This window comes from Ochrobactrum sp. Marseille-Q0166, from assembly GCF_014397025.1.
Taxonomy (GTDB): domain Bacteria; phylum Pseudomonadota; class Alphaproteobacteria; order Rhizobiales; family Rhizobiaceae; genus Brucella.
This window is the reverse complement of the sequence record NZ_JACJUO010000001.1, coordinates 1,874,377-1,894,497: the sequence shown is the minus strand read 5'-3', so window position 1 is coordinate 1,894,497 and position 20,121 is coordinate 1,874,377. Positions and strand designations below refer to the sequence as shown.

The following is a 20,121-nucleotide window of genomic DNA, read 5'->3' as shown; positions in this document are numbered from 1 at the left end:
TGAGAAGGCTTTTGCACGGCTTGAGAAATTTCCGCAAGTATCATCTGAACCTATATCAGGCGAAGCGGCGGCCTGTTTCAGTGCGTTGAAACTGAATGAGATCGAGCGATGGCGCATCCGCGCTCAAACGCGTGAGTGCTGAATGAATTTGTCCGCGATGATGCGTCTGATGGTTGAAGAGGTGCGCAAGTGCCGGCGCGACCCGCTGACTGATCGTGCGCACATTGGTTGCTGTCATATAGGTAAAGCGTCCTGCAAGCTGTTCACTATTCATGCCTTCAACATAGTTGCAGATACGTTGGTCTTCAGCCTTGCGCATATCCCGCAGCTTGATGAAGTCGTCGGTGATGATGGCATCAAGCTGGTTGGGGTGATCACCTTCACCTGTAAAGCGCTTCATCCAGATACGATCTGTAACCAGAAGATGATTGAAAGTGCGATGGATTGAGCCAAAGAAAAGTCCGAGATCGAGTCTATAGTCCACATCGCTCAGATCGGCCGCCGCGGAATAGAGCAGTTCATTGGCCCAGCGATTATAATAGGCGAACATTTGAAAGTGCTGTTCCATCTTCCCCCCGAACGCGAATCGAATTTACACATCTATGCAGTCAATTTTCTGCCGTCTCAAGCCGATAAGAGGCGTGGGCGAGGGGGCTACCCCTTGGCAATTGAGGCTATCAACGCTATAGAGCCTCACTTTTCAAATTTTCCATCAAACAAGGTGTCATAATGGCAATCGAACGTACCTTCTCCATGATCAAGCCTGATGCGACCCGCCGCAACCTGACCGGTGCCATCACCGCCAAGCTTGAAGAAGCTGGTCTGCGCGTTGTTGCTTCCAAGCGCGTCTGGATGAGCCTGCGTGAAGCTGAAGGCTTCTACGCTGTTCACAAGGAACGCCCTTTCTTTGGCGAACTGACTGAATTCATGTCTTCCGGCCCAACCATCGTTCAGGTGCTCGAAGGCGAAAATGCAATTGCCAAGAACCGTGAAGTTATGGGCGCAACCAACCCTGCAAACGCAGACGCTGGTACGATCCGCAAGGAATTCGCTCTGTCGATCGGCGAAAATTCGGTTCACGGTTCGGATGCTCCTGAAACTGCTGCTGAAGAAATCGCCTACTGGTTCTCCGGCACCGAAATCGTTGGCTAATTGCTGATAGATGAATTGAAAAAAGCCCGGTCTTTTTGACCGGGCTTTTTTATTTAAGCATGGATGCGATCAAAGGCTTTGTGCAAGCCTTGCCAACTCGTCGCCACCTTCATCTATCAGGACGAGCTTTCCGGAATCCATCTTGTATGAACGCGTCTTGCCGAGCACATCGAGGAATTTGCGTTCCTGATTCATCAGCGCAGGCGGGCATTGCATATAGGTAGAACCAATTTCAGCGAATGAGATATTGCTGCCCGAGATTGTAGCCTTGCTCATGAAACGGTTGCAGCCGCCCGAGCCGCTGACAGAGCCATCAGAACCGACGAGAAGCGTGGTCTGAGCGGTATCGACCACGCCACCCCCCTGAATGTCTTCCGCGAGCCAGTCCTTGCCTTCGATACCAATCGCTGTCGATTCATCTGCGCTTTTACGAACCATCACGACCTTGATTTCGATTGGTTCACGCGGGTTCTTCGGATCCACTTCGTAACGCTCATCACTTACAAACCAGAGCGTGTCACCTGCAACGATACGTGCCTGAAGAGCATAGGTGTGTTGCGGTTCGATTTTATCAATATCGAAATTGATCGCGAAAGGGATTGGTGAGCCCTGAGGTGCTTCTATACGTGTCTCGCCGATGGTCTTAGACGGGGCATCGGCAAGAGAAACATCATTTAGCTGAACAACAAGGTGAGCTTCAGGCGGCAGCGCAATACGCTCGCGATAAACGACCTTACCGCTGATAGTCTTGTCCGCCGCAATGCTGGCCGTCGGCATAGAAGTCGTGAAGAATATGGCTGTACCGCCAAGCACACCGATACCCGCTGTGAGCGCTGCCACAATAGAAAGAGTTTTCGTCAGTCCTTTTAGCATTGCCTAATCCGAAACTTCCGCTCCCGCATTTCTTTCCATCTGCTTCGAGCAGGGCTTTCAATCTGGCGATTGCTTCAGCTTCCTGTACTCGCAAACATCAATATTCATAAAGCAGACAATAGACCCGGCTTCATGTGAAAATTGTGGCGGTGCGGTAACACACTATCCAAAATACCCAATATTTTAGGAGCTTAAATAGTTAATTCGCGCTTAAATAGCGTGATCGAAACTCTTTCCATATGCAAAAGAGCTTCATCTGCGACAACTTGTCCAAAACAACAGGACGTTCAGTGTTTAAGCCAGCGTTCGCGGCTTTGATCGTCTTCAGCCTTTGATTCGACCCAGTCGCCGGTACGGCCCTCAATCAGATGTTCTCGTTTCCAGAATGGCGCACCAGTTTTCATGAAGTCCATCAGGAATGACGCGGCTTCAAAAGCAGCCTTTCGATGAGCTGATGCAGTGACGACGAGAACAATGTTTGCACCGGGTTTAACAAGACCATAGCGATGGATAATGGAAATACCGGATAAAGGCCATCGGCTGATTGCTTCATTTGCAATACGACGAATCTCTGCTTCCGCCATGCCAGGATAATGTTCGAGCTCAAGTGCGGAAAGTTTGCCACCTTCATCACGGCAAAGGCCTGTGAATGTAACGATTGCACCAATATCTTTACGCCCTTCGCCAAGCTTACGGATTTCTTCAGCAATATCGAAATCGTCGGGACGCACGCTTATGAAAAGCGGGCATATCGCTTGCGCAGACATGTCAACCACCGGTCATGGGTGGAAAAAGGGCTACTTCGTTACCGTCTCTGACGAACTCGTCATGTTGAGCATGTTCCTGATTGATGGCCGCGCGAATAACCGTCTCATGCTCAAAAGCAGCGTCGTATTCTTCGCCAAGGCTTTTGAGGTGAGAGATGAGTTTCCCAACACTGATTGTCTCGAAAGGAAGTTCGATAGTCTCTTCTCCCTTACCAATCTTCTCACGCACCCAAGCGAAATAAACAAGATTGACGCGCATAGTTTTAGTCCATGACGTGTTTGAGCCCGGCGCGGAAATAATCCCAACCCGTATAAAGAGTAAGAATTGCAGATATCCAGAGCAGGAGGATGCCGATTTCCGTCGTATAGGGCAAGACTTTTTCGCCGGCGGGGCCTGCAAGCAGGAACGCCAATGCAACCATCTGTGCAGTGGTTTTCCATTTTGCCAGCCTAGAAACCGGGACGCTGACCTTCAGCTCTGCAAGATATTCACGTAGCCCAGATACCAGAATTTCGCGGCATAGAATGATAATTGCTGCCCAGAGCGTCCAGCCTGCAATGGTTCCATCGGCCGCAAGGAGGAGAAGGCAGGCCGAAACCAACAACTTGTCTGCAATCGGGTCCAGCATGCGACCGATTGTCGATGTCTGTTGCCATATGCGAGCCAGGTAACCATCAAAGAAATCAGTGATACTGGCGATAGCAAAAATTATGAGCGCGGCCCAGCGAGAAGTATCACTGGATTGCAGTCGACCCTCTACAAAGAAGCACAAAACGACAAGCGGAACGGCGATAATCCGTCCGTAAGTCAGAATGTTAGGCAAAGAGAGAGTGTGATTTTTTCGCATAGCACCGCCGCATTCGTTATGAGAGCACATCAACAGGGATGACAAAGAAAATCAACACCTGCTGATACGTTCTACCGGGGCGTAATGACGCCTATGTAAGATTCGCAGCTCTAACCTAGACAAAATTGCGTCACCGGTCATGAAAATGATCGTGAATAGTCTTTGCCATGGCTTCTGAAATGCCCTCGATTTGCATGAGGTCTTCGATTGCTGCTTTGGAAACTGCTTTCGCCGTTCCAAAGTGATGAAGCAAAGCACGTTTCCGCGACGGGCCGATTCCTGAAATCTCATCAAGTGGATTTGCCACAAAATCTTTCTTTCGTTTTGCACGATGTGTACCGATGGCGAATCGATGCGCCTCGTCACGCATGCGCTGAATGAAGTAGAGAACCGGGTCGCGCGGCGGCAGTGTGAAAGGTGCTTTGCCCTCTATAAAGAAACGTTCACGACCGGCTTCGCGATCAACACCTTTTGCGATGCCAACTGCTCTTACAAGGTGAGCGATTCCCAGTTCAGCCAGAATCTCCCGGACCACACCAACCTGTCCCTGACCCCCATCAATTAGAATAAGATCCGGCCAAGCGGGGAATGCATCGTTGTTATCACCATCGTTTGTCGATTCAGGTTCGCCATGTTCTTTGACAAGCCTTGAAAAGCGGCGTTCGATCACCTCGCGCATCATGCCAAAGTCGTCGCCGGGTGTGATATCCGTCGATTTGATATTGAACTTACGATACTGGTTTTTCACAAAGCCTTCCGGCCCCGCAACGATCATCCCGCCCACTGCATTTGTGCCCATGATGTGCGAATTGTCATACACTTCGATACGGCGCGGAATTGTTGGTAATTCAAAGGCTTCGGCTAGCCCCTTGAGTAGCCGCGCTTGAGAAGATGTTTCAGCCAGACGGCGTCCAAGAGCTTCACGAGCATTGGTCAAAGCATGATCAGTCAGCTCTTTCTTTTCTCCGCGTTGCGGCACATTCACATATACGCGGTGTCCCGCTCTTGATGAAAGCGCATCTCCAAGCAGTTCTTGATCCTCGATGCCTTCTGAAAGGAGAATGAGCTTGGGGCAGGGCTTGTCATCATAGAATTGCGACAGGAATGCTCCCAAAACTTCAGCAGGGCCAAGGGAACTGTCTGCTTTCGGAAAATAGGCGCGATTGCCCCAGTTCTGGCCTGTACGAAAGAAGAAGACCTGAATACATGTCATGCCACCATCCTGATGGATGGCGAATACATCAGCTTCCTCAACGGTTTGAGGATTAATGCCTTGATGTGACTGAACATGCGAAAGTGCGGCAAGGCGGTCGCGATAGACAGCCGCGTGTTCAAAATCGAGATCGGCCGATGCGGCTTGCATGGCTGCTGACAGATGATCTTTTACCTTCTGGCTTTTCCCTGAAAGAAAGGCTTTCGCTTCGCTAACTAATTCGGCGTAATCCTGATCGCTGACTTCGTGTGTGCAAGGACCGGAACAACGCTTGATTTGATAGAGCAAACAGGGACGCGTACGCGATTCGAACACAGAATCTGTGCAAGTGCGCAGCAAGAATGCGCGCTGAAGTGCATTGATTGTGCGTGTAACCGCGCCGCCGGACGCAAACGGGCCGAAGAATTCGCCTTTGCGCGTGCGTGCGCCCCTGTGTTTAAAAATGCCCGGTGCACGGTGGTCACCAGTCAACAGGATATAGGGGAATGATTTGTCATCTCTGAGCAGAACATTAAAGCGTGGCCTTAAACGCTTGATGAGATTCGCTTCCAAAAGCAGCGCTTCGGTTTCGGTGCGGGTGACAACAAATTCCATTGTAACCGTTTCGCCAATCATGCGGGTGATACGGTTTGAATGACCAATACCACGTGCATAATTCGAGACGCGCTTCTTCAGGCTGCGAGCTTTTCCGACATAAAGAACGTCACCCGCGCTGTTGAACATGCGGTAGACGCCTGGATTGTTGGGCAAGTGTTTGACAAAGGCACTAATAATATCCGCGCCACTCAGACCTGTGGTATCCGGCAGGCCATCTGAAGAATCCCATTGTATGGAATCAGCAACAGAAGCGGCAGCTGTCGTTTGTTCGATAGAATCATGGTCGTCCGTATACGCATCATCCATGCTAATATCTGTCACATCACTCTCAACATCGGATGGGAGGTGTGAAAAGACATCATCATTGAATTTACGTGACATGGTCATTCTTTAATTCCTGCTATGTCGGGTGTCTCCCATGCGATGTGCTGTCCGCCATCCAGAGCGATCATCTGACCGGTAACAGAGCGGCTTTCCCAAAAATAACGAACAGTGCGCCCAAATTCGGCTAGGTCGGGAGCTCTTTGTAAAGGCAGGCGGCTGACCTGTAGTTCAAAGTCATTCAGGTTCTGCCGTTCACTCGGCAAGGTCGGGCCTGGTGCTATAGCATTCACACGAATCCGGGGCGCAAGTGCCTGTGCGAGGGTTTTTGTTGCATTCCAGAGCGCTGTTTTTGAAAGCGTATAAGAAAAGAACTGCGGGTTTAGCTTCCAGACTCGCTGATCGATGACGTTGATCACCAGCCCATCAAGATTATCGGGCAAAGCTTTGGCCATTTCTTCGGCGAGCATAACAGGTGTCTTGAGATGGATAGCAAAGTGGCGATCCCAGAGTTGCATATCAAGGGTTCCGACACGGTCGTCTTGAAAGAGCGATGCATTGTTTACAAGTAGGCGGATCGGGCCAAGCTGAGCCTGAGCCTGTTTCAGCAGTCCACGAACGTCACTTTCATCAGCCAAGTCAGCCTGAACAATGCAGGCTTTTCCGCCGTTAGCGTTAATTTCTTCGGCGAGCTGCTCACCTTCTTTGGCAGAGCGATTGCAGTGAATAGCAACCGGAAAGCCATGCGCCGCTAAATCGAGAACGATCGCTTTTCCTATGCGCCGTGCACCGCCGGTTACCAGAACGGGACAATTAGCAAGCGGGCTGTTTTGTGTTGTTTCCAACAGGGTAAACACTTTCTTATCGTTATTCATCGCCGTGATTCAGGACATCTTGCAGGAGAAATGCAGCAGAAAATAGAGTGATAAGCATTCAATGCTGACGAAAAGCTAGCAAATTCAGTGGTTTCTATTTGGCTGACATGTTTCCTTTTCTCAAGACTCAATTCTCTGCACCTTATATGGGGCTGCTGCCGAAGCGTTGCCAGAATGCAACATCGCAATTTTGCCATGTTCTCGACAGGTTATCTCCACACGAGGGGGCAGATCGTGCCGCAATTATCGTCGATATGTCTTCCCTGTCAGCGCGGCATGGGCGTCTCAGTCCCAAATTGATGCCCACCCGATAAGGGACCGCGCTAAAGGTAATTTATTGAAGGAGAATGCAATGCGCACTCTTAAGTCTCTCGTAATCGCCTCGGCTGCGCTGCTGCCGTTCTCTGCAACCGCTTTCGCAGCTGACGCAATCATGGAACAGCCTCCTGTTCCAGCTCCGGTTGAAATGGCTCCACAGTACAGCTGGGCTGGTGGTTACACTGGTCTTTACCTCGGCTACGGTTGGAACAAGTCGAAGAACGAACTTCCTGGTGGCAACATCACTGTGAAGCCTGACGACTGGAAGGGCGGCGCTTACGCTGGCTGGAATTTCCAGCAGGACCAGTTTGTTTATGGTGTTGAAGGCGACGCTGGCTATTCGGCTGCCAAGAAGTCCCGTGATGGTCTTCAGGTTAAGCAGGGCTTTGAAGGATCGCTGCGTGGCCGTCTGGGTTACGACCTGAACCCAGTTATGCCATATATCACTGGCGGTGTTGCTGGTTCGCAGGTTAAGCTTTCGGGTAACAACGACGATGAAAGCAAGTTCCGCGTTGGCTGGACTGCAGGCGTTGGTATGGAAGCTAAGCTGACCGAGAACATTCTTGGTCGCGTCGAATATCGCTACACTCAGTTCGGTAACAAGAACTACGATCTCGGCGGCACGACTGTTCGTGATAAGCTGGACACGCAGGACATCCGCGTTGGTCTTGGCTACAAGTTCTAATTACGTTGTAATCGAACAGGAAAACCGGGCAGAAAACTCTGCCCGGTTTTTTTATTTTAAACGTGTGGCAGAAGCTTTGAAAGCTCTGGATGTAGCTCTTCGAAACGCTTCATCCATTTTTTGAGCTTTGGTCGGCCACGTTCCCACTGGCCTTCAAAGCGTAAGGCTAGATAACCCAGCGTTGCAGCAATAGCGATATGACCACCATGCAGCTTGGCGGCAAGACGAGGTGGAGCTTCATTCAACAGGTCAAGCGCCCGTTCCGCCTTGCGCCATTGCAGATCCAGCCATGGTTGATATATTTTTTCTTCGGGCCGTGTGCGACGCTCGTAAACATGCGCAAGCAGAACATCGGCTAGACCGTCAGCGATTGCTTCATAACGCTCTGCATCGGTACGCTTTTCGGCATTCCGTGGAAAAACTTTATTCCCCGATACGCGGTTGAGGTATTGCATGATTGCACGGCTATCAAACACTGACTTGCCATCATCAGTTATCAGTGTCGGAATTTTTCCCAAAGGATTGGCATTGATCAGGTTCTCGGGCTCAGCAGAGGTGGTAACGGTTACGCTTTCGAACGGAATTTCAGCATAGGTCGCTGCCATACGCACCTTCGCACTATAGGGCGAGGCGGGCGAGTAAAGAATCTGAGTCATGATTATTCCTGATGTTTAGGACTATCTCGTCGCAGGCATCATAACTGAGTGGCTGCGGCATGCGTTATTATTAACCTGTTCGCAGGGTCGAAATTTTAGATCTTTCGTCATGCATATACGAACCTCCTGCATGTAATTGCGATTGCAGGAAATGGAGATTCCATCAAGTTTCATCCCCGGATTGGCGGCAATAAAGGCTTTTTCCACCAATGCCGGATCAACACGACGGTTTCCAGCCAGACTGCGAAGGCTTGGCGGAATGTTCACATGCTCATAAGCTTGGCGGATTGTGTTGAAATATTCGCTTTGAGAAAGGCCTGAGCAGCTTCCATGCTTGCGCCATTGATGGGCGACAAGACCCGTGGAAGGCATGATGTCGGATACGCTGGACACAATCTGCCGCGCCACGAAACTGCCACGGCTGCGCGTATCATCGAACTGACAATTCGCCGGATAGCCCCATTCATTCTGCGGCCAAAGGCCATGAACGACAAACCCAAAAGGTCGGTTGGTCCCGCATTGTTGCCTGTTTGCTCTGGGCCCTTCCAAGGCGCAGTAACTTGGTGACCATGAAAGCGAGAGCACGTAAAAATCAAAAACACCGGGGCGGTCGCTGCCCCGGTGTTGCGCTGTTGCGGGTAGCGCTACAAATGAAGTTGCAAGAAGGGCTGCTGAAATCGCCGCCAGTTTGCGTAACATTGTCCGTCCGATCAGCGCAGAACGCGGCAGCTAGCGTCAAAGACATACCAGCGGTCGAACCCTTCGACGCAGAATTCGACATTGCTGCCGACGCCGGCGAAACCTTGACCTTCTTCAACCATATACCAGACCGGGCGATACTGCCCATTGCTGAGCACAGCTGTTGCCCGACAGTAGGTGCGCTCGATCTGCGCTGGATTGTTCTTGGGCTCATAACGGGTGAGGCGAACATCGCTCATCGCTGAAATGCCGACCTGCGGAAGGTGCGGCACATGACGAACTTGATATCCGAAATCAGAAACCACGCGGCGCAGAACACTTTGCTGATTGCAGAGACCTGCGTCGCCGATGGCAGTTGGAGCTGATTTGAGATAATCAGCGGCGCTTGCTGGCAGGGCAGTGAACGTCAGGGGAAGAGCTAATGCAGCCAGAAGTGCTGCACGAGAAAACTGTCCGATGCGATCCAACTTGCGTTGCATGTCTCTATCCTGTCTCACAATTCGAGCACGAAGCTCACGTCATTAAATTGGCTGAGTGCAGTTTCATTCAGCAAGGGACAGCGGTCAAGTGTGATCCGTCTCACTGCGTATCCATTGGATGCTGAAATGGCTCCCCTTTTCTTCACTAAGCAACTTGGTAAGGCAGGGAAGCAGGATTTGCATCTCACTTTCGAGTGTATAGGGCGGATTGACGATGATCATTCCTGTTCCATCGAGCTTGGGCTCAAGAGACGGTGCACGAATCGCAAGTTCAATGCGCATGATCTTCGGAATTTCTGTTTCACGCAGACATTTTGCAAAACGCTCGGTTTCCCTGCGATCCTTGACGGGATACCAGAGCGCAAAAGTCCCCCCTGGAAAGCGCTTATGTGCCTTCACGAGACCATCGACCAACCGGTCGAATTCTCCTGCAATCTCAAATGGCGGATCGATCAGAACCAGTCCGCGTTTCTCCTTCGGCGGCATGTGCGCACCGAGCGCAAGCCAGCCGTCCAGTTCTATGACGCGCACCTGATAATCACCGTCAAACAGCTTCGCCAGCTTTTTGGCATCTTGCGGATGAAGCTCCAGCGCCGACATGCGATCCTGTTTACGTAACAGATGACGGGTCAAAAGCGGCGAGCCGGGATAGTGACGTAGCTCTTTACCCTTATTCACCGTGCGAACCACATCGAGATAAGGCTGCAGCAGTTCAATTGCAGTATCCGGGATTTCACCCTTTTCGACTGCATCGAAAATGCGGCGGATACCGCCGGTCCATTCGCCGGTTTTGCCTGCCTCGGTGCCGCGCAGATCGTAAAGGCCGATGCCTGCATGGGTATCGATAACGCGAAAGGCCTGATCCTTCCGCTTGAGATATTCAACAATGCGGGAAAGGATGACGTGCTTGACGACATCGGCAAAGTTCCCGGCGTGATAGGCGTGACGATAATTCATAACGGCGCTTGTTTCATGCCTCGTTGCTTTCGGCAATATCCCTGTTTCACCAAATGTGACATAAAACCTTCATTATCTGCTCTCATCTGAGTCGAGTCTTCCATGTCTGGTAGCGTACTGCTGATTGTCCTTTGTGGTGCGTTTTTCCACGCAAGCTGGAATGCCATCGTCAAAGGCGGAAGCGACAAATTTTTTGCAGCCGCCTGTGTGGTTGGGGCGGCTGGTCTGATTGCCGTTTTCTTCCTGCCGTTCTTACCGCTGCCGCATCCCTCAAGTTGGATTTACATCGGCCTGTCGACCATCACGCAGATATTTTACATGTCGCTGGTCGCAGCCGCCTATAAATCCGGCGATATGAGCGAGGCTTATCCGATCATGCGGGGTACTCCGCCCTTATTGGTAGCTCTTGTCAGTGCACCTTTGATTGGCGAGCGCATCGGTCTGGGTGGTTGGATCGGCGTTATTCTGATTTGCTCGGGCGTTCTGGCAATGGCGATTGAAGCACGGCATCGCAATGGTGGCACCTCCAGCAAAACCGCACTGCTGGCTATAGCCAATGCTGGATTCATCGCAGCCTATACCATCATCGACGGCGTCGGTGTGCGTGCGTCAGGGCATACCTTGTCATACACGCTCTGGTTGTTTCTGGTAAATGCTTTTCCACTGGCGGGTTGGGCGCTTTACCGCGAACCTGATCGCTTTCTGCACTATGTTCGCAATCATTGGCGTCCGTCACTTATCGGTGGCATAGGCACTCTGTTATCTTATGGCCTTGCTCTGTGGGCTATGACTATGGCGCCAATTGCAATGGTCGCAGCATTGAGGGAAACCGCCATTCTCTTTGGTATTTTGATTTCGGGACTCATTCTCAAAGAGAGAGTGGGGTTGCCACGTCTTCTAGCAGCCGGTCTGATTGTTCTTGGTGCCGTAACCTTACGGCTTTCATAAAAATCCATTTCGTCGCAGGTTGTTCAATTCGTCAGAAATTCGTTTCTGAGGAACTTCGGTTGCGATAAAAAGCACTATGAGCCAGCCATCCCCCAAGTCAAATATCAAAATCGGGCATTCTGCCTGTCCGCATGATTGTCCCTCCACCTGTGCGCTTGATGTCGAACTTTTAGACGAGCGCACAATCGGTCGTGTCCGTGGCACCAAGGACAACAGCTATACCGCTGGTGTGATCTGCGCCAAGGTGGCCCGGTATGCCGAGAGGGTTCACCATCCCGACCGTTTGAAACATCCGCTCATTCGCGCTGGCCGCAAGGGTGGTGGCGAGTGGAAGCGGGCGTCATGGGAAGCAGCGCTTGATCTCATTGCTGAACGCTTCATCAAGGCCGAGCAGACCTATGGCAGCGAAACCGTCTGGCCATATTACTATGCTGGTACAATGGGGCTCGTGCAGCGCGATTCCATCAATCGCCTGCGCTATGCCAAACGCTATTCGAACCAGTTCGACAGTTTCTGCACAAATATGGCGTGGACTGGTTATTTTGCTGGTACCGGTAGCCTGACGGGGCCTGATCCGCGCGAAATGGCAAAGGCCGACGTGGTCATTATCTGGGGCACGAATGCCGCAGCTACGCAGGTCAATGTGATGACGCATGCCGTGCGGGCACGCAAGGATCGCGGAGCCAAGATCGTCGTCATCGACATCTATGCCAATGCGACTGTGCGACAGGCGGATATGGGCATTGTGCTTAAGCCCGGAACGGATGGTGCTTTTGCTTGCGCTGTCATGCATGTGCTGTTTCGTGATGGTCTTGCGGACTGGGATTATCTCAATCGCTACACCGACGATCCAAAGGGGTTGGAATCCCATCTTCAGACCCGTACACCGGAATGGGCAGCAGAAATCACCGGCCTGAGTGTCGAGGAAATCGAAGCTTTTGCACATCTGGTGGGACAGACCAAGCGTAGCTATTTCCGGCTTGGCTACGGCTTTACACGCCAGCGCAATGGTGCTGTGAACATGCACGCTGCCGCATCAATTGCGTGTGTTACCGGCGCATTCCAATATGAGGGCGGTGGCGCGTTTCATTCCAATGCCGGCATCTTCAAGATGGACAAGCGCGAGATCGAAGGCAGCGCAATGCAGGATAAAAGCCTGCGTTTTCTTGATCAGTCGAAGATCGGGCGTATTCTTACTGGCGATAGCGAAGCGTTGTACGGAGGCCCGCCTGTAACGGCGATGCTCATCCAGAACACAAATCCGATGAATGTAACGCCGGAACAGCGCTTGGTGCGGCAGGGCTTCGCCCGCGAAGACCTGTTTGTTGCCGTGCATGAGCAGTTCATGACCGATACTGCGATGATGGCTGACGTGCTTTTGCCTGCGACGACATTTCTTGAACATGACGATATTTACCGTGGTGGCGGACAGCAGCATGTGGTGCTAGGGCCGAAGCTGATCGAACCTCTGGCAGAAGCTCGGCCTAATATCTTTGTTATAAATGAGTTGGCTGAGCGGCTGGGCGTTGCTCATCTGCCGGGCTTTAACGTCGATGAGCGTACGTTGATCGACAACATGAATGCCAACAGCGATCTTCCGCATTTCGATGAATTGAAGGAAAAGCGCTTTGTCGATGTGCAGCCGCCATTTGAGGAAGCCCATTACATCAATGGCTTCAAATGGCCGGACGGCAAGTTCCGCTTCCGTCCCGATTGGACCGGCAGTCCGTCACCAAACAAACCACCGGAAGTCATGGGCCTGCAGGGGCCACACCACTCAATTCCAGAGTTTCCGGACTATTGGAACGTGATTGAGGCGGTGGATGCCGAACACCCATTCCGTCTTGCCACATCGCCCGCCCATAATTTCCTGAATTCGACATTTGCCGAAACACCAACATCTCTTGCCAAAGAGGTTCGTCCAGAGCTTCTCATCCACCCGGATGATGCGGCTCAGCTTGATATCTTAGATGGTGAACGGATTGAAATCGGCAATCATCGCGGTGAAGTGGTGCTACATGCAGTGTTGCGCGCTGGTCAAAAGCGTGGTGTCGTTGTGTCGGAAGGTATTTTCCCAAACTCGACGTTCGAGCGGGGCGAGGGGATCAACACGCTGATCGGAGCGGAACCGGCCGCACCTTATGGTGGTCTGGCAGTTCATGACACCAAAATCTGGATCAGAAAGCTTTCATAAAGCGCATCCCGAAAAGTGGGAACCGGTTTTCGGAACAAGGTGCGCGCCAAAATAGAAAACCCGCGCCGAACTCATGTTGGGCGCGGGTTTTAATTGGTTCAAACTCAATTAGCCTGCGTAGTTCAGTTTGAGCTTGGAGAGGCCAACAGCTGCGTTGAGACCTTTCTGGCCCTGAACCGAAATAGGCTGCAGCGAAATTGTCTTCCAAGAACCACCGGTCAGGATATTGGTGCCAGCACCAATACCGATAGCGGCGTTTGCCGATGCGCCGACATAACGGCCTTTGAGCGCGCCTTCAGGGCGAACGGTTGGCGCCCACACAGCCCATGCAACAGTACCGCCATTGATGAAGCCGACATCAACGCCGATTTTTGTGATGTTGCCGGTGTAATGTTCCACCGGGCCGCGACCGCGAACAGGTTTGAAAACACAATCCACGTCCTGCTGGCTACCAATAATGACGCCGATTGCAGGGGAAATGTCACAGGTAAGAGTGCCAACTTCCGAACGTGGCTGGGTGCGACCTGAGTTGGGAGACGCTACATAATCTGCAGCGAAAGCAGGTGCAGAAATAGCAATGCCCGAAACGACGGCCATGGCCGACAGGAAGGAAGTCGAAAAACGGAGAGACATGATTTTGTCCTCTAATAAACACATACTGAAAGAAACGCTTATGCGAATCTCACGGGTTGCCGAAGCAGCTTCCCTTACGAACCTGAATTAGGGCATTTTCGCGAGAATTAAAGTTTTGTTAACGAAAAAATTCGGGTGTGATTAATTTGTCGCGCTTATTCGCGCCCTTCTACGTCAGGCGCTGATGATCATCGTATCTTGTGACAGGCCTGTTTCCGCGTCACCGCTGGCAAATTTCCTGAGGGCTAAAGCGTAGATTTTATGTTCCGCTTTCAAAACGCGCGCAGCAAGGCTGCTCTCCGTATCGCCTTCCACGATCGGCACCGCAGCCTGTGCCAGAATCGGACCTTCATCCATGCCTTCCGTCACCAGATGTACAGTGCAACCTGCAAGCTTCATGCCTGCGTCCAATGCTCGCTGATGCGTGTGAAGGCCTGCAAAAAGCGGCAGCAGCGACGGGTGGATGTTCAGGATGCGGCCTTCATAAGGTGCAATGAATTTGGCGGTGAGGAGCCGCATATAACCTGCAAGGCAGATAATGTCCGGGTTCAAAGCGGCAAGCGCTTCAAGAATCGCATCTTCATGCGCTTCCTTGGAGGCGTAATCCTTGCGGGTAAACACCTGTGTCGGGATGCCCGCGGCTTGTGCTTTGGCAAGGCCACCTGCGTCTGACTTGTCAGAAAAGACCGAGACTATTTCAGCTGGAAAATCGGTCGTCTGCGCAGCGCGGATCAGAGCCTCCATGTTGGAGCCACCGCCCGAGATAAAAATGACGACCCGTTTACGGCTCATAGCTTCAGCGTACCCTGATAGACCACGCCTTCGCCTTCACGCTTGACCATACGGCCAAGTGTTGTGACGTTTTCGCCTTCATTGGTGAGTGCTGCAGTCACTTCGTTCACCTTGTCCGGTGAAACAACGGCGATCATGCCGATGCCGCAGTTAAAGGTGCGCAGCATTTCGAGCGGTTCGACTCCGCCGGTTTTTGCAAGCCAGGAGAATACGGCTGGAACATCGATTGCATCGAGATTGATTTCAGCGGCAAGACCTTCTGGCAAAACGCGGGGGATATTATCCGGGAAACCGCCGCCAGTGATATGGGCCAATGCCTTTATACCATCTGAAGCACGGATCGCGGCAAGCAACGGCGTCACATAGATGCGGGTTGGTTCCAGCAGCGCTTCACCAAGCGTTGCGCCTTCCTTGAACGGTGCATCCGATTTCCAGCCAAGGCCGGACATTTCGACAATACGGCGAACAAGAGAGAAGCCGTTGGAGTGAACGCCCGACGACGAAAGGCCGATGATGATATCGCCTTCGGAAACATCTCCGCGTGGTAGCAGATGATTGCGTTCTGCAGCGCCCACCGCAAAGCCAGCCAGATCGTAATCACCATCGCGATACATGCCCGGCATTTCGGCGGTTTCACCGCCAATCAGTGCGCAACCAGCCTGAAGGCAGCCTTCTGCGATACCAGACACAATGGCTACACCCTGATCAGGGGACAGCTTGCCGGTTGCAAAATAATCGAGAAAGAACAGCGGCTCTGCGCCCTGAACAACGAGATCGTTCACGCACATGGCAACAAGATCGATCCCAACAGTGTCGTGCTTGTCTGCATCGATTGCAATTTTGAGCTTGGTGCCGACGCCGTCATTGGCTGCAACCAGCACCGGATCGGTGAAGCCTGCTGCCTTGAGATCGAACAGACCCCCAAAACCACCAATTTCGCCATCCGCTCCGGGACGGCGCGTCGAGCGCACAAGTGGTTTGATCTTGTCGACCATCAGATTGCCGGCATCGATATCGACACCCGCTTCAGCATAAGTCAGTCCATTTTTTCTGGCGGGGTTATTTTCCGTGGTCATCACCTGCTCCTGAAACTGGCCTGAAACGGGGCTGTGCCCTTATCTGGGGAATAATGAGGGCGCAATGACATGAGATTGCGTGTCCTGCAAGGCCAGAAGGCCGTAAAAGCGCAAAACACTGCAGAAATCTACCGAAATTCATGCGATTGTGGATTTGCAGTAACTTGTCGACAGAAGACGAACGCCTCACGCATAATCATTGCAATCTTTTTGCGGCGATCTAACTATCTCTATCTGCCTGCGCTTACGAGAATAGTAACATCGATATATTATAATAGCTCAGACGCGGGAAATATCTTTGCAGAGAATGGATCAATATGGCCAAGAAACCAGCTCCTGTACATGACACGACCACCAAGACGATACAGCAGGCCGAAGCTGTGACTCGGGACGGCGATATTCACGTCAATGTAGAAGTCGGCGGCTTTACAGGTTCTGTCGTCCGTCGTCAGGCCGTGTTCTGGACATGCGCTGTCGCTGTTTTCGTTTTATTTCTCGTTATATTCAGCCCGGTTCTTCTGCCCTTCGTTGCAGGTATGGCGCTGGCATACTTTCTTGATCCTGTTGCAGATCGTCTGGAACGGTTGGGTCTCTCGCGATTGGCTGCAACAATCGTCATTCTGCTGGTCTTCCTGATCATACTCGTCGTCGGATTGATGATCATCATACCGGTTCTCGCAACACAGCTTGCCGATTTTATTGCCAAGCTACCCGATTATATTTCGCAATTGCAGGCACTTCTCGCGAATGAGAATTCGCAGTGGCTCAAACGCTTTATCGGTATCGATAGCTCAGTCATTCAGGAAAACTTGAGCACACTCCTGCAACAGGGTGCCGGTTTTCTATCAACATTGCTTCAGTCCCTGTGGAATTCGGGGAAATCTTTGATTGATATTGCGGGTCTTTTCATCGTTACGCCGGTGGTTGCGTTCTACATGCTGCTTGATTGGGATCGCATGATTGATCGTATCGATTCATGGGTTCCGCGCAGGCAACTTTATACCGTCCGCGGTATTGCTCGCGACATGGATGCAGCGGTGGCTGGCTTCGTACGCGGACAGGGCACTTTGTGCCTCATTCTCGGCACTTATTACGCTATCGGCCTGACCCTGACGGGGCTTAACTTTGGCCTGCTGATCGGCTTTTTTGCTGGGCTTATCAGCTTCATTCCCTATATCGGTTCCTTCGTTGGTCTGACGCTTGCGATCGGTGTCGCACTGGTGCAGTTCTGGCCGGATTGGATCATGATCGTTGCTGTTGCTGCCGTGTTTTTCCTGGGCCAGTTTGTGGAGGGAAACATCCTCCAGCCAAAGCTCGTCGGGTCGTCTGTGGGCCTGCATCCGGTATGGCTGATGTTCGCTCTGTTCGCTTTCGGTTCTCTGTTTGGTTTCACTGGAATGCTGGTTGCAGTGCCAGCTGCGGCAGCGGTCGGGGTGCTTGTGCGCTTTGCCCTGAATCGCTATCTCCATTCTCCGATGTACGACCCTGCTTACAAGCGTTCGCATTCAGATGTCGGACCGCTGATAGAGGCGGGCGAGAATACAGGCAAAGAGAAATGAAATTGAAACGTAACCGGGACAGATTTTCAGGAGTCAGACATTCTGGAGGCAGCGATGAATGACGCGCCGCGTCAGATTCCGCTCGCCCTTGAGCATCAGCCCGGCTATCACCGCGAAGATATCATCGTCACGGGGTCGAACCGTGCGGCGGTGGATCTTATCGACCGTTGGCCAAACTGGGTTGCCCCAGTAGTGATCCTTGCCGGACCGACGGGCGCGGGGAAAACGCATCTTGCGGAAGTCTGGCGTGCGGCAACAGGTGCGTTACTGGCTAATCCAAAATCCATCAGCGAGAGCGTGGTGCATGGTGCGGCGGAATATCCTGTGCTGATTGATAATATCGGCGAGGATCGTTTTGATGAAACGGGCCTGTTTCATCTTATCAACAGCGTTCGCCAGAATGCGGCCCTTGGTCCGGGACCGTCGCTGCTAATGACTTCGCGTCTTCTGCCTGCAAACTGGAAAGTCAAACTCCCCGATCTCGCATCACGTCTTAAGGCGGCGACGGTGGTGGAAATTGCCGAACCGGACGACATGCTGCTGGGTGGTGTTATTCACAAACTCTTTGCTGATCGTCAGATCAGCGTTGAACCGCATGTGGTGAGCTATCTGGTGAGCCGCATTGAACGCTCGCTTCTGTCGGCGATCCAGATCGTCGATCGTCTTGATAACGCGGCTATGGAGCAGAAAACGCGCATAACGCGCACGCTTGCAGCACAGGTTTTGTCCGAAACTGGCCATGGTGAGCGATGAAGGTCGCTGTCACTGGCGCTGGCGGATTTATCGGGAGCGCTGTTCTGCGCGAGCTGGCTGGTGATGAACACGAAACCCTCGCTATTTCACGCGATGCGCTTTTAACGCCAGACTTTGACGGCGTCGATGCGGTCATTCATTGCGCTGCACTTGCGCATCGTACAGGTGCTCAGCGACCACAGTCGGATGAGTTTGACGCTGTCAATCATCTCCTGACAGTCGAGCTTGCGGAAAAAGCCAGGCAGGCTGGTGTGCGTCGTTTCATCTTTGTCTCAACAATCTACACGATCGCAGGCAATCCATCGCCGTTGATGCCGGATATGCCGTTCTCACCGCGTGATGATTACGGCCATGCCAAAGCGAAGGCAGAAGCAGCATTGCTTGCAATGCCTGGCATTGAGGTGGTTATTGCACGCCCGGTGCTCGTATATGGCCCAGATGCACGAGCCAATCTGCGCGCTCTAATGAAGCTTTGCGACACCGCATTGCCGCTTCCCTTTGGCTCGGCAGACAACCGGCGCAGTTTTGTTTCGCTGGAAAATGTGGCGCGTGCATTGATGTTTCTCGTCAATGCACAAAAAGATCAGGTTTCAGGCCAAATTTTCCATCTCGCCGAGCCAGAACCCCGCTCAACCCGCGAAATTATCACAAAAGCCCGCAAAGCAATGGGGCGTGCTCCACGATTGCTCCCGGTGCCAGCCTTTCTTATGAAGTTTTTGCTGACGCTGGTGGGCAGACAGACGCTTTATGAGCAGCTGTTCGGCGACATGATCGCTGATACTTCGTCACTGCTCGCAATTGGCTTTGACTATCTGCCGGGTGATCCGCAAATCGCAGCCATGGCAACTGCCGCGCAGAAAACCTAGTTTCTCTGTCCGACTGCCATTGGCGGCTGAATGCGTGCCTTCTGCACAACAGATGCCGCTGGAGCCGGTGATTGCATCTTTTTGACAATCGATCCGGTGGTCATCATCTGTGCGCTGTCGGGCTTGTTACGGCCACCGAGCAATTGATCCTCATGAACCCAGCCAATAATATTGGTTGAAGGCACGACAACGCGATGCCACTTGCCGGTCTTGCCATAGGAGCGCATTTCGCGACCCTTTTCGACGGTACCGATCGCTGGTGAGCGATCCCATGCATTCTTGTGAATGGTGAGTTTTGCTTTGGCGTAAATCACCGATGGGGAATGAGCGGGCGTATTGGTGCCGCGTGGTGGCATCGGCAATGCGCGTGCGGATGCAGGGGGAGGCGGTGGTGTGGCCACTTTCTGCGTCGGCATTGGGGGGGGTGAAACCTCAATTGCGGTTTGCTGCACAGGCTTGGCGGGTGCCGGCGCTACCAATGCGGCCGGGCGTGGCACGGGACCCACCGCGCCAGCATAATCTTTACTTTGCGACTTCTTTTCGATCGCGGCCTTCTCGACAGGCTGTCTAGTTTCAACCTTGGCAGGAGCAGACGAAGTGGTTGTCGGGACATTGCGCTGGAACAAAGCGGTCAATGCTGCTTGTGGGCTTTTATGCTGGGCCGTTGCCCACAGGCTGAACGCACCTAATCCCAAAATAGCGGCAAGCGCCAAAATTGGTGCGGATGAACCTGAACTGTTTTTGCGCCCGTTAGAACGCCCTGTTGAGCGTTTTGTCGGGCGGGAGCTCCGTTTCCGTGGCGCCATTTTTCATGTTCCCTGTCCGAATCGCGACAGGAAGACCCTACTGAGTCTTCCTTC

At 52.4% G+C, this 20,121-nt stretch carries 22 protein-coding genes; 7 read left to right on the top strand and 15 right to left on the bottom strand.

From position 1 onward, the window contains the following. Positions 1–55: 55 nt before the first annotated feature. The gene (locus tag H5024_RS09050) at positions 56–568 is read right to left on the bottom strand and encodes a DinB family protein (protein WP_187545598.1); all 513 of its coding nucleotides are present in this window, start codon (positions 566–568) and stop codon (positions 56–58) included. A gap of 161 nt (positions 569–729) precedes the next feature. On the opposite strand from H5024_RS09050, the gene ndk reads away from it, so the two are divergent. Then, on the top strand, positions 730–1,152 hold the full coding sequence (ndk, locus tag H5024_RS09045) for a nucleoside-diphosphate kinase (protein WP_007874342.1): 423 nt from the start codon (positions 730–732) through the stop codon (positions 1,150–1,152). Positions 1,153–1,221: 69 nt separating this feature from the next. Here the strand turns inward: ndk and H5024_RS09040 are convergent, their stop codons facing one another. The 6 genes from H5024_RS09040 to H5024_RS09015 all read right to left on the bottom strand — a co-directional run bounded on the left by H5024_RS09040 (position 1,222) and on the right by H5024_RS09015 (position 6,646). Further along, positions 1,222–2,025, bottom strand: a complete 804-nt coding sequence (locus H5024_RS09040) for an META domain-containing protein (RefSeq protein WP_187545596.1) — start codon at positions 2,023–2,025, stop codon at positions 1,222–1,224. 287 nt (positions 2,026–2,312) lie between these two features. Further along, a complete protein-coding gene (locus H5024_RS09035; RefSeq protein ID WP_187545594.1) occupies positions 2,313–2,792 on the bottom strand; it encodes a molybdenum cofactor biosynthesis protein MoaE in 480 nt (159 codons plus the stop codon). A gap of 1 nt (position 2,793) precedes the next feature. Beyond that, positions 2,794–3,051, bottom strand: a complete 258-nt coding sequence (moaD, locus tag H5024_RS09030) for a molybdopterin converting factor subunit 1 (RefSeq protein ID WP_187545592.1) — start codon at positions 3,049–3,051, stop codon at positions 2,794–2,796. Positions 3,052–3,055: 4 nt separating this feature from the next. Then, positions 3,056–3,640: a CDP-diacylglycerol--glycerol-3-phosphate 3-phosphatidyltransferase gene (gene pgsA, locus H5024_RS09025; RefSeq protein ID WP_187545589.1), complete on the bottom strand. Its 585-nt coding sequence runs from the start codon at positions 3,638–3,640 to the stop codon at positions 3,056–3,058. A 130-nt stretch (positions 3,641–3,770) separates the two neighbouring features. Continuing rightward, a complete protein-coding gene (gene uvrC / locus H5024_RS09020) occupies positions 3,771–5,756 on the bottom strand; it encodes an excinuclease ABC subunit UvrC (protein WP_247875263.1) in 1,986 nt (661 codons plus the stop codon). Between the two features lie 77 nt (positions 5,757–5,833). Next, positions 5,834–6,646 (bottom strand): SDR family oxidoreductase, encoded by an 813-nt coding sequence (locus H5024_RS09015; protein ID WP_187545584.1) that lies wholly within the window; start codon positions 6,644–6,646, stop codon positions 5,834–5,836. Between the two features lie 352 nt (positions 6,647–6,998). Here H5024_RS09015 and omp25 point away from each other — a divergent pair, with 352 nt between their 5' ends. Further along, positions 6,999–7,649, top strand: coding sequence for an outer membrane protein Omp25 (gene omp25 / locus H5024_RS09010; protein ID WP_187545582.1), 651 nt, complete (start codon positions 6,999–7,001; stop codon positions 7,647–7,649). 56 nt (positions 7,650–7,705) lie between these two features. Here omp25 and H5024_RS09005 read toward each other — a convergent pair whose 3' ends face one another. From H5024_RS09005 to H5024_RS08990, 4 genes are all read right to left on the bottom strand, one after another. After that, on the bottom strand, positions 7,706–8,305 hold the full coding sequence (locus tag H5024_RS09005) for a glutathione S-transferase (protein ID WP_187545580.1): 600 nt from the start codon (positions 8,303–8,305) through the stop codon (positions 7,706–7,708). A gap of 21 nt (positions 8,306–8,326) precedes the next feature. Continuing rightward, on the bottom strand, positions 8,327–9,004 hold the full coding sequence (locus H5024_RS09000; RefSeq protein ID WP_187545577.1) for a ribonuclease T: 678 nt from the start codon (positions 9,002–9,004) through the stop codon (positions 8,327–8,329). Positions 9,005–9,015: 11 nt separating this feature from the next. Then, positions 9,016–9,483 (bottom strand): phage portal protein, encoded by a 468-nt coding sequence (locus H5024_RS08995; RefSeq protein ID WP_187545575.1) that lies wholly within the window; start codon positions 9,481–9,483, stop codon positions 9,016–9,018. A gap of 84 nt (positions 9,484–9,567) precedes the next feature. Next, positions 9,568–10,440, bottom strand: a complete 873-nt coding sequence (locus tag H5024_RS08990) for a 23S rRNA (adenine(2030)-N(6))-methyltransferase RlmJ (RefSeq protein WP_187545573.1) — start codon at positions 10,438–10,440, stop codon at positions 9,568–9,570. Positions 10,441–10,542: 102 nt separating this feature from the next. On the opposite strand from H5024_RS08990, the gene H5024_RS08985 reads away from it, so the two are divergent. Together H5024_RS08985 and H5024_RS08980 are read left to right on the top strand one after the other, a co-directional pair. Continuing rightward, complete coding sequence (locus tag H5024_RS08985) at positions 10,543–11,388, top strand: DMT family transporter (protein WP_187545570.1); 846 nt, start codon at positions 10,543–10,545, stop codon at positions 11,386–11,388. 76 nt (positions 11,389–11,464) lie between these two features. Further along, positions 11,465–13,582, top strand: a complete 2,118-nt coding sequence (locus H5024_RS08980; protein ID WP_187545568.1) for a molybdopterin oxidoreductase family protein — start codon at positions 11,465–11,467, stop codon at positions 13,580–13,582. Positions 13,583–13,690: 108 nt separating this feature from the next. Here H5024_RS08980 and H5024_RS08975 read toward each other — a convergent pair whose 3' ends face one another. The 3 genes from H5024_RS08975 to purM form a co-directional block, all read right to left on the bottom strand. After that, positions 13,691–14,215 carry a DUF992 domain-containing protein gene (locus H5024_RS08975; protein WP_187545566.1) on the bottom strand — a complete coding sequence of 175 codons (525 nt, stop codon included), beginning with the start codon at positions 14,213–14,215 and terminating at the stop codon, positions 13,691–13,693. 174 nt (positions 14,216–14,389) lie between these two features. Then, positions 14,390–15,007, bottom strand: coding sequence for a phosphoribosylglycinamide formyltransferase (purN, locus tag H5024_RS08970; protein ID WP_187545563.1), 618 nt, complete (start codon positions 15,005–15,007; stop codon positions 14,390–14,392). Further along, the gene (gene purM, locus H5024_RS08965; RefSeq protein WP_187545561.1) at positions 15,004–16,083 is read right to left on the bottom strand and encodes a phosphoribosylformylglycinamidine cyclo-ligase; all 1,080 of its coding nucleotides are present in this window, start codon (positions 16,081–16,083) and stop codon (positions 15,004–15,006) included. Before purM ends, purN begins: the two co-directional genes overlap by 4 nt. A 317-nt stretch (positions 16,084–16,400) precedes the next feature. Between purM and H5024_RS08960 the strand changes: the two genes are divergently transcribed. The 3 genes from H5024_RS08960 to H5024_RS08950 are packed head-to-tail and all read left to right on the top strand — an operon-like array spanning position 16,401 to position 19,261. Then, complete coding sequence (locus H5024_RS08960; RefSeq protein WP_187545559.1) at positions 16,401–17,642, top strand: AI-2E family transporter; 1,242 nt, start codon at positions 16,401–16,403, stop codon at positions 17,640–17,642. A gap of 42 nt (positions 17,643–17,684) precedes the next feature. Then, on the top strand, positions 17,685–18,395 hold the full coding sequence (gene hdaA, locus H5024_RS08955; RefSeq protein ID WP_187546731.1) for a DnaA regulatory inactivator HdaA: 711 nt from the start codon (positions 17,685–17,687) through the stop codon (positions 18,393–18,395). After that, a complete protein-coding gene (locus H5024_RS08950; protein WP_187545557.1) occupies positions 18,392–19,261 on the top strand; it encodes an NAD-dependent epimerase/dehydratase family protein in 870 nt (289 codons plus the stop codon). The genes hdaA and H5024_RS08950 overlap by 4 nt, the downstream gene beginning before the upstream one ends. On the opposite strand, the gene H5024_RS08945 is transcribed toward H5024_RS08950, so the two are convergent. Next, complete coding sequence (locus H5024_RS08945) at positions 19,258–20,067, bottom strand: hypothetical protein (RefSeq protein WP_187545554.1); 810 nt, start codon at positions 20,065–20,067, stop codon at positions 19,258–19,260. The two genes, H5024_RS08950 and H5024_RS08945, sit on opposite strands and share 4 nt — an antisense overlap. Positions 20,068–20,121 lie beyond the last annotated feature (54 nt).